Origin of the sequence: Oceanimonas marisflavi (assembly GCF_003049725.1) — a bacterium.
GTDB lineage: Bacteria > Pseudomonadota > Gammaproteobacteria > Enterobacterales > Aeromonadaceae > Oceanimonas > Oceanimonas marisflavi.
Genome location: NZ_QAGM01000040.1, coordinates 1 through 8,675 on the forward strand (window position 1 = coordinate 1; position 8,675 = coordinate 8,675).

Below are 8,675 nucleotides of genomic sequence, written 5' to 3' on the forward strand. Positions count from 1 at the left end.
CGATTTTATGCCTGGCGGCCATAGCGTTGTGGAACCACCTGACTCCATGCCGAACTCAGCAGTGAAACGCAACCGCGCCGATGATAGTGTGGCAGCTGCCATGTGAAAGTAGGTCACTGCCAGGCACTCTAATTTAGTACTCCTGACTATACAGCTTTCTGCGGAGCGGTAGTTCAGTTGGTTAGAATACCGGCCTGTCACGCCGGGGGTCGCGGGTTCGAGTCCCGTCCGCTCCGCCATTACTCAAAGCCCCAGCCAATCGGCTGGGGTTTTTTCGTATTGGAGCGCAGGCGGCCCGCCTGCATATGGTGCGTAGCACCACGCTGTTGAGCACCCTTCGGGCGCTGATGCGGGCGAGCCGCCCGCGCTCCCGGCTTTTTTCATTTCCGTATTTCTGTCTTATACCAATTACATTAAGCAAGTGATCTGTTTTCGGCCCTGTTGTAGCTGCCACTTTAGTCGGCAGAACGTGCGAAGCACGTTAAATACAGACAGCGCTGGTGGCTTCGCGCCAGCTAAAGCGGCGCCTCTCAGATACAGAATGAGTAAATGTTTAATCCGATTGGTCTACCCGGCTTGCTGTTTCAGCAACGTCAGTATGTCGCCAAAACGTTGTTGCTCCAGCCGGGCGAAGCCAGGCTGTTTTCTGGCTTTCAGACGGTTAAGCAGGGGCGTGGAGACTCCGCATAAAAAGCAGCTCAGGGTGTGGGCGTTCAGTGGTTGCGGGCTGGCATCCTGCAGCTCCCGGCACCAGTGCGTCAGCTGGCCGGCAGAGGGCAAGGGCGGGCGCGCGGGCTCGGGCAGTTGTGCCGGTGAACCATTGCAGACCGAGCAATGACCACAGTCTGCTGGTGCCTGATCATCAGCAAAATAACCGGCGAGGCGGTGGCTGAGACAGTGCTCGCTTTCAAAAAAGCCAGTCATCTCGGCGAGCCGGGTGAGCTCACTGTGTTCCTTTTGTTTAAACAGCCGGTGCAGGCGGCTGGCTTCGGCACTGATATCAAACGCCGGCTGCAGCACCCGGTACACCTCGATCATCTGCTTGCTTTCCAGACTGATCCAGCCTTGCTGATGCAGATAGTCGAGGGCGCTGATCACTCGCTTTCGTTCGGCGCCATATTGTTGCCAAATGGCATCAAAGTCGACCTGACACCAGCTTCTGGCCAGGGGAGCACCGTCAAACACGGCATTCAGAAAGGCCTGACGCTCGCCGTTGAAATGGCCGAGGATCTCCCGGCGTGACTGCACAAACTTGAAGCGATAATCGGCAAAATAGCTGTATTGTGGTTCTATCACTCGGTTAAGCTCGAGATAGACCAGCAGCGTTTTCAGGGGCAGCAGGCGAATATTGGTGCTGTTTGACAGCCGCAGCGGCATCAGCTCCCACTGCTCACCGGCTTGCTGTAGTTCATGGAGCAGCGCAGCAATGGCGTCCGGCTCGGGAGTATCGCCGTAAACGAAGTTCTCCAGCACGTTGAGCCCGGCCTTGTTGCCGAGCAGCAGGCAGTGCGAGGGCTGACCATCCCGGCCGGCGCGGCCGATTTCCTGGCTGTAGTTTTCAATGGACTTGGGCAGATCGTAATGGATCACCCGGCGAATATCGGCCTTGTCCACCCCCATGCCAAAGGCGATGGTGGCGACGATGCAGGGCATTTCCCCCGCCATAAAGGCCTGCTGCAACTGACGGCGGCGGTCCTGATCCATGCCCGCATGGTAGGCCCGGGCCGGAATGCCGGCGGCATCAAGTGCGTTGGCTACTTGTTCGGCGGTGTGCTGCAGGGTGACATAGACAATGGTGGAAGAGGCCGGATCCTCTCTCAAACGCGCGATCAGCGCGGGCATTTTTTCAGCCTCGCTCACCGGCATGACCTCCAGGTGCAGGTTGGGCCGGTAAAAACCGGTGATCACCACATTTTCCGCGGCCAGCCCGAATTTGCGCTGCATATCCTCGATGACCGCCGGGGTGGCGGTGGCGGTCAGCAGTAGCACCTGAGGGATGTGAAGCTGACGACGGTAATCCGGCAGTTTGAGGTAATCGGGGCGAAAGTTGTGGCCCCATTCCGAAATACAGTGGGCTTCATCCACCACCAGCAGGGAAATGGGCACCTGGCCGATAAACTGGCGAAAGCGCTCGTTCTTCAGTCGCTCCACCGAAATCATCAGCACCTTGATGCGCCCTTCCCTGACCTCCTGCATGATGCGGCGGCTCTCTTCCCAGCCCTGGGTGGAGTCGATGCTGGCGGCGGGAATGTTTTTCTGCCGCAGAAAGGCCAGCTGATCCTGCATCAGGGCCAGCAGCGGGGAAATCACCAAGGTCAGGTGAGGCAACAGCAGGGCCGGCAACTGATAGCAGAGCGACTTGCCCGAGCCGGTGGGAAAGATCGCCGCCGCCGACTGGCCGGCCAGGATAGTGTCGATAACCTCTTTCTGGCCTGAGCGAAGGGAAGCGAAACCAAAGTGCTGTTGCAGGGTATGTTCGAGTGTCATGGCGCCGGTAAGGTCAAATCACGGTGCCCACAGCTTGGCCTGCGCCAGCGGGGTTGGCAACCTTGAATGCGGAACAAGTAAAGGGAAAGGCGTAAAAACCGGCAGCCCGGGCGGCTGCCGGCGGGGCGGTTATAGTGCCATCAGATCCCGGTGAAAGGACTTTTCACAGTAGTTGCAGCGGAAGCGCACCTGGCCGGATACCGCGCGCACCCGGAACTTGCTGGCCACCGGCTCGTTGTGGCTGATGCAGTTGGTGTTGGGGCAGGAAAACACGCCTTCCACCTGCTCGGGCAGATGCAGCTGCAGCTTTTCCACCACCTCGAAGTCTTCGATCAGGTTCACGGTGGCATCGGGAGCAAACAGCGCCAGCTGGTTGGCCTGGGCGGCGGTCAGGCGCGTGTTTTCCACCTTGATGATGTCCTTGGCTCCCAGCGCCTTGGAGGGCAGGTTGAGCCCCACGGTGATCCGTTCGTGGGTCTGCACCAGGCCGAACAGCTGCAGGATCCGGATGCCCTGACCGGCGGGAATATGATCGATCACGGTGCCGTTGTGAATGGCTTCTACTTGCAGTTGGCTCTTGTTCATCATTTCTCTCACAGGCTCTCGTTCAGCACCAGGGCAAGCAGGGCCTGGCGCGCATAAACGCCGTTTTCCGCCTGCTCAAAGTAATAGGCATAGGGAGTGTCGTCCACCTCCACGGTGATCTCGTCGATGCGGGGCAGGGGATGCAGCACCTTGAGGCTGTCCTTGGCATTTTCCAGCACCTGGGGCGTGAGCACGTACTTGGACGCCACATGTACATACTCGGTTTCGTCAAAGCGCTCTTTCTGCACGCGGGTCATATAGAGAATGTCCAGCTCGTCCATCACTTCTTCCATGCTGTCACGGAACTCGAAGTTGATGCCCTTTTCGGTCAGCTCGTCACACAGGTAGTCGGGCATGGCCAGGGCCTGGGGGGCGATAAAGTAGAACTTGCAGCCAAACAGGCTCAGGGCCTGGGTGAGGGAGTGGACGGTGCGGCCGTATTTCAGGTCGCCCACAAAGGCCACGGTCAGTCCCTGCAGGGTGCCCTGGGTTTCGTAAATGGTGAACAGATCCAGCAGGGTCTGGGTTGGGTGCTGGTTGGAACCGTCACCGGCGTTAATCACCGGCACCGAGGAATACTCCGCCGCCAGCCGGGCCGCGCCTTCCTGGGGGTGGCGCATCACAAAGGCGTCACTGTAGGAGCTGATAATGCGTACCGAGTCGGCCAGGGTTTCGCCCTTTTTCGCCAGCGAGGTGCTGCCGCTGTCGGAAAAGCCGATAACGGCGCCCCCCAGGCGGTGTACGGCGGTTTCAAACGACAGCCGGGTGCGGGTAGAAGCTTCAAAGAAGCAGCTTGCCACCACCTTGTGTTTCAACAACTCGGGACGGGGGTGGGTCTTGAGCATGACGGCGGTATCAATGACCAGCTCCAGCTCGGCGCGGGTAAAGTCGGATATGGAGATTACATGCTTTTGATATAAAGGGTTCGCCATCAGCAGTGCTCTTCAAGTGAAATTCGGGCCATAAAAAAGCCCCTGAATGGGGCCATTAGAAGTGACAGGATCGCAAACGCCGAAGCCGGTACCGGCAAGGGGCACCACCACAGACCAGGAGTGGCAATGGGAATGGGGCATATCAGCTCCGCTTGTTTGCAAACCGACCGGATTATAGAGAAATGCGCCGGCAAAGCAAAATACCCGGCGAGAATGTACCTGAACGGTGAAAGAGTGAGCGAACGCGCCGGCACGGTGGAAAAAGCCCTTTACCTTTGAAAGCCGGTCGTTATAATTCGCTTCGTGTTGCAGGGGCATAGTTCGAATTGGTAGAACAGCGGTCTCCAAAACCGACGGTTGGGGGTTCGAGTCCCTCTGCCCCTGCCAGCTTCACCGAAAAGGCCAGCCTCAGTGCTGGCCTTTTGCGTTATGGAGTGTTTATGACGCCATTACAATCCCGGCTCTGGCAATTTATCGGGCTGCCGGTATGGCAGTGCACCCATGGCGAGCGCCTGCCTTATGCCCCCGAGTCTCCGCTACCCGTTGCCGAGATACGGCTGATCACCGGCCAGGGCCATCACCTGCCCGACACCCTGCTTGACGATCTCACCCTGGCGCTGAATGGCGTTCGCCCCGAAGTGCAGGACGAAACCGCCTGGCTGGCCGCCGGCCGGCCCGCCGCGCGCATCATGCTGGGATTCAACCTCACCACGCCCGCTGACCATCTGGTGTGGCACGGCACCCTGCCATTGTCCTCTGCTCAAAAACGTGAACTCTGGAGCCGGTTGTGCAGCCTGAATTCCGCTCCCTGACCCCGGCCGATCTCGATGCCATGGTCGTTGTGGAGCAGGCGGCCCATGCCCACCCCTGGAGCCGGAACTTGCTGGCCGATGCCTTTGGCGAGCGCTATTTTACCGGCGCACTCTGGCATAAAAATGAATTACTGGGTTACTTTATTGCTGATCGGGTGCTTGATGAAAGCACCCTGATGAACATCTGCGTCTCCCCCGCATGGCAGGGCAGGGGGCTGGGCCGAAGGCTGCTGGAGCACTATTTCACTCAATGCCGCGCCTTGGGGCTGAGCCTGTTATGGCTGGAAGTGCGTGCTTCAAACCGGGCGGCACTGGCCCTGTATGCCTCGGCTGGCTACCAGGAAAGCGGCCGGCGACGCAATTATTACCCTGCTTTAAATGGGGCAGAAGACGCCGTGCTGATGCAAATGGCGCTCTAGTTCCTATACTGGGACATACACATACACTCTCGCAGGGAAGCATTATGAGAGGCTTGCTGGCCGCTGGGCTGGTGCTTGCATGGATGGCGCCGGCTTATGCAGATATCTATCAATACCGCGACGCCGCCGGCGTGGTGCATTACACCGATAACCGTCTCAAGGCCGCCAGCGGTCAGCGCTGGCACCAGGATGCGGTCAACAAGGACGGCATTCTGGTGCGGGTAGTGAAAAAGCCCGACGGCCACTATTTTTTTGCCCTTAACCGCCTCGCCAGCCATGCCCGGCTGAACCTTCAGTTTACCGGTAAAAACAACGTGGCCATTCCCGAGACGCTACAACAGGCGGTGACCCTGCCGCCTCGGGAAGAAAAGTTTATCGGTAAGCTGACCCCGGCCGCCTCGGGCGCCTGGAGCTACGACTATGGCTTTGCCTACAGCAGCCATGAGGGGCGCAACAAGGTTGGCAGCCAGCACCGGGTCCAGAAAATTGCCGGCGGCACTATTGTCAGCCCGCGGGTACAGGCCTGGAAGCAGCATCACAATCGAGACAGAGTGCCCCTGGCCAATGCGGTGGACATGAGTCCACCGGTGGCCGGGCCTTATCGGGTATCCCAGGGCTTTAACGGTGACTTCAGCCATAACAAGCCTGCCAACCGCTATGCCCTCGACCTTGCCCTGCCGGTGGGCACGCCCCTGCTGGCCACTGCCGACGGCGTGGTGCTGGCGGCGGTGGATCACCATGTGGGCGGTGGTCTTGAAGCCAAATACAGGGGCAGGGCCAATCATTTGCGGTTGCGTCACGACGACGGCACCATGACCCTGTATGCTCACCTGGATACCGGCTCGCTGACAGTGAAAAAGGGCCAGCGAGTGCGTGCCGGTCAGGTGGTGGCCGCCTCGGGCCATACCGGTTACAGTTCGGGCCCACATCTGCACCTGGCGGTGCAGGTCAATAACAAGGGCAGAATGGAATCCATTCCCTTTACCCTCAACGGCCGGGTGCCGGCGACCGGGCAGACGCTGCTGGCAAGAGGTAATGAGGACGGGGAATAACCGGCTTTTTTATTGCCAGTAATGGTAACAAGTGAAATTATTTAATATGGGCATCAGTCCAGCCTATACGCTCATGACCTGCAGCAAAGGTTGAGTTTGGATTAATTTTCTTTTTTGTGCACTTATTTTGGTTTATTTGACTGAATGCTGTCGTCACGCTCCGTGAAAAGCAGTTGATTTATGCTGTTTGCTATGGCTTTTTAACTGTCCTTATTTTTAAAAAGCAATGTAAAAAGGCAGGAAGGCGGTATGTCGCAGGCGGTTGAAATGGAAAAGGGCGAGTCCCGCAGCATAAGTCACTATATGCGGGTGCTGGGCCCGGGCATACTGGGGGCGGCGGCGGCCATCGGCGGCTCTCACCTGGTGGCCTCCACCCAGGCCGGGGCAATTTACGGCTGGCAGCTGGTGGGGCTGATTTTGCTGGTCAACCTGCTGAAATATCCCTTTTTTCAGATCGGCGCCCGTTACACCATGGCCGCCAATGAGAGCCTGATCCAGGGGTATGATCGCATCGGCCGGGGCTATCTGCGACTGTTTACCCTGCTTAACCTCTTTGCTTCCGTGGTCAGCACCGCCGGCGTGGCCATGCTCTGCGGCAGCATTCTGGGTCTGTTTATCGGCGACAGCCTGACTGTGACCCAGCTCAGCATGATAGTGCTGGCGGGCTCGCTGGTGTTTCTGATCACCGGCCACTACAAGACCCTCGACAGCGTCACCAAGTGGATCATTGTGGGCCTGGCCGTCGCCACTGTCACTGCGGTATTTATCGCCCTTAACCGGGGCGGGGTGGCCACCCCCGACTTTGTGGCTCCCAGCCCCTGGAACCTGGCCTCGGTCGGCTTTCTGGTGGCGCTGATGGGCTGGATGCCGGCGCCCATCGAGCTGTCATCCTGGAACAGCGTCTGGCTGCGGCAGAAGCAAAAAGTGCTGGGTGACGAGCTGGATTACAAGGGCGCCCTGGTCGACTTTAACGTGGGCTATGTGACCTCCACCCTGCTGGCCATCGCCTTTGTGGCCCTGGGCGCGCTGGTGCTGCACGGCAGCGGCGAGACCCTGGCCACGTCCGGCATCGCCTTTGCGCACCAGCTGGTGAATGTGTATGCCAGCGTGATGGGGGAATGGAGCCGGTGGCTTATCGCCTTTATCGCCTTTTTGTGTATGTTCTCCACTACCGTGACCGTGCTCGACGGTTACAGCCGGGCCCTGAGTGAATGCCTGGTGCAGTTCGGGCAGCCCGAAGGCAGTGGCCCCACCGGTCACGGCGCCCGCTATACCTATCCGCTGATGGTGGTCATGGGCGTGGTGGCGGCCTTTATCATCATGTTTTTCAAGGGCGCCCTGCTGGCCATGCTGGAATTTGCCATGATCTCCGCCTTTATCAGCGCCCTGGTGTTTGCCTGGCTGAACTTCCGGCTGATGAAACTTCCGCAGGTACCCGAGCAGTACCGTCTGGGCAAGGGCATGGTTGCCCTGAGCCGGATAGGCATTCTGTTTTTTGCCGGCTTTAACCTGCTGTTTGGTTACTGGTACCTCTTTGTGAAGTAACCGCTATGGGCTGGTTTGACTGGTTAACCCGCAAACGCCCGTCGGCCTCGCCGCTGCCCTGGCAGCAGGCGCGGCAGGCTCTGCCGATATTGCAGGGCCTGAGCGAACTCGAGCAACAACGCCTGTGCGAGCTGGCACAGGCGCTGCTGGCGCGTAAAACCCTGACCCGGCTGGGAGTAGCCCTGACCCCACTGCAACAGGCCGGGCTGGCGCTGCAGGCGGCGCTGCCCATACTGCACCTGGGACTGGACTGGTATGCCGGTTTTCACGAAATCATCATTATTCCCGAGCCGGTGACCCGCCGTGAAAGCGTGCAGGATGAATACGGCCTGGTGAGTGAGGTGACCGAGGAGCACGCCGGCGAGTCCTGGCAGCAGGGGCCGCTGGTGCTGGCCTGGAGCGAGCTGGCCGACGACGGCGGCTGGGACGGTTATAACCTGATCATTCACGAACTGACCCACAAGCTCGACATGCTCGGCGGCGAGGCCGACGGCGTGCCGCCCATGGGGCCCGGCATGGACATGGACGAATGGCGGCGGGTGTTTCAGGCTGCCTTTGACGATCTGCGGGAGCGGGACGAGCGCAATGAGGCCTCCATCGATCCTTACGCCGCTACCCACCCCGCAGAGTTTCTGGCGGTAGTGACGGAGCTGTTCTTTACCGACCCGCACCGGTTGCACTCTGTCTACCCGGCGGTGTATGACCAGCTGGCCCGTCAGGGTGAACGCATGAGCGCTTAGTTTTCAATCAATTTTGAAATTCCTGCTTTTAGCACCTTTTCAAGATGGTCGGTTTTCATCCAGCACCTTCTTTGTTTGCCAACAATACTCAATTTGGTGGGCT

At 59.1% G+C, this 8,675-nt stretch carries 9 protein-coding genes, 2 tRNA genes and 1 rRNA gene; 9 read left to right on the top strand and 3 right to left on the bottom strand.

Annotation, left to right across the window (positions count from 1 at the left end; all coding sequences use genetic code 11):
- The first annotated feature begins 10 nt into the window (after positions 1–10).
- Positions 11–125 (top strand): 5S ribosomal RNA (gene rrf, locus DA373_RS15640).
- 37 nt (positions 126–162) lie between these two features.
- A tRNA-Asp gene (locus DA373_RS15645) sits at positions 163–239 on the top strand.
- Between the two features lie 328 nt (positions 240–567).
- Here the strand turns inward: DA373_RS15645 and DA373_RS15650 are convergent.
- The 3 genes from DA373_RS15650 to pyrB form a co-directional block, all read right to left on the bottom strand.
- Positions 568–2,487 (bottom strand): RecQ family ATP-dependent DNA helicase, encoded by a 1,920-nt coding sequence (locus DA373_RS15650; RefSeq protein ID WP_107853208.1) that lies wholly within the window; start codon positions 2,485–2,487, stop codon positions 568–570.
- A 129-nt stretch (positions 2,488–2,616) separates the two neighbouring features.
- Positions 2,617–3,075, bottom strand: a complete 459-nt coding sequence (pyrI, locus tag DA373_RS15655; RefSeq protein ID WP_107853209.1) for an aspartate carbamoyltransferase regulatory subunit — start codon at positions 3,073–3,075, stop codon at positions 2,617–2,619.
- Between the two features lie 5 nt (positions 3,076–3,080).
- Entirely contained in the window at positions 3,081–4,004 is a 924-nt protein-coding gene (gene pyrB, locus DA373_RS15660; RefSeq protein ID WP_107853210.1) for an aspartate carbamoyltransferase, read from the bottom strand.
- Positions 4,005–4,130: 126 nt separating this feature from the next.
- Between pyrB and DA373_RS16350 the strand changes: the two genes are divergently transcribed.
- The 7 genes from DA373_RS16350 (at position 4,131) to DA373_RS15690 (ending at position 8,572) form a co-directional block, all read left to right on the top strand.
- Complete coding sequence (locus DA373_RS16350; RefSeq protein ID WP_157953736.1) at positions 4,131–4,283, top strand: hypothetical protein; 153 nt, start codon at positions 4,131–4,133, stop codon at positions 4,281–4,283.
- Positions 4,284–4,314: 31 nt separating this feature from the next.
- A tRNA-Trp gene (locus DA373_RS15665) sits at positions 4,315–4,391 on the top strand.
- A gap of 53 nt (positions 4,392–4,444) precedes the next feature.
- Positions 4,445–4,816, top strand: a complete 372-nt coding sequence (locus DA373_RS15670; protein WP_198650337.1) for a hypothetical protein — start codon at positions 4,445–4,447, stop codon at positions 4,814–4,816.
- The gene (rimI, locus tag DA373_RS15675; protein ID WP_232821369.1) at positions 4,792–5,235 is read left to right on the top strand and encodes a ribosomal protein S18-alanine N-acetyltransferase; all 444 of its coding nucleotides are present in this window, start codon (positions 4,792–4,794) and stop codon (positions 5,233–5,235) included. The genes DA373_RS15670 and rimI overlap by 25 nt, the downstream gene beginning before the upstream one ends.
- 44 nt (positions 5,236–5,279) lie before the next feature.
- On the top strand, positions 5,280–6,287 hold the full coding sequence (locus tag DA373_RS15680; RefSeq protein WP_107853212.1) for a peptidoglycan DD-metalloendopeptidase family protein: 1,008 nt from the start codon (positions 5,280–5,282) through the stop codon (positions 6,285–6,287).
- A gap of 249 nt (positions 6,288–6,536) precedes the next feature.
- Positions 6,537–7,832, top strand: coding sequence for an NRAMP family divalent metal transporter (locus DA373_RS15685; RefSeq protein ID WP_107853213.1), 1,296 nt, complete (start codon positions 6,537–6,539; stop codon positions 7,830–7,832).
- Between the two features lie 5 nt (positions 7,833–7,837).
- Positions 7,838–8,572: a M90 family metallopeptidase gene (locus DA373_RS15690; RefSeq protein WP_107853214.1), complete on the top strand. Its 735-nt coding sequence runs from the start codon at positions 7,838–7,840 to the stop codon at positions 8,570–8,572.
- Positions 8,573–8,675 lie beyond the last annotated feature (103 nt).

Excerpts from the sequence above, each read along its gene's own strand:
- DA373_RS15680 (WP_107853212.1), top strand. The coding sequence starts at position 5,280 with ATGAGAGGCTTGCTGGCCGCTGGGCTGGTGCTTGCATGGATGGCGCCG.
- DA373_RS15690 (WP_107853214.1), top strand. The coding sequence starts at position 7,838 with ATGGGCTGGTTTGACTGGTTAACCCGCAAACGCCCGTCGGCCTCGCCG.
- DA373_RS15670 (WP_198650337.1), top strand. The coding sequence starts at position 4,445 with ATGACGCCATTACAATCCCGGCTCTGGCAATTTATCGGGCTGCCGGTA.
- DA373_RS15685 (WP_107853213.1), top strand. The coding sequence starts at position 6,537 with ATGTCGCAGGCGGTTGAAATGGAAAAGGGCGAGTCCCGCAGCATAAGT.
- pyrI (WP_107853209.1), bottom strand. The coding sequence starts at position 3,075 with ATGATGAACAAGAGCCAACTGCAAGTAGAAGCCATTCACAACGGCACC.
- pyrB (WP_107853210.1), bottom strand. The coding sequence starts at position 4,004 with ATGGCGAACCCTTTATATCAAAAGCATGTAATCTCCATATCCGACTTT.
- DA373_RS16350 (WP_157953736.1), top strand. The coding sequence starts at position 4,131 with ATGGGAATGGGGCATATCAGCTCCGCTTGTTTGCAAACCGACCGGATT.
- DA373_RS15650 (WP_107853208.1), bottom strand. The coding sequence starts at position 2,487 with ATGACACTCGAACATACCCTGCAACAGCACTTTGGTTTCGCTTCCCTT.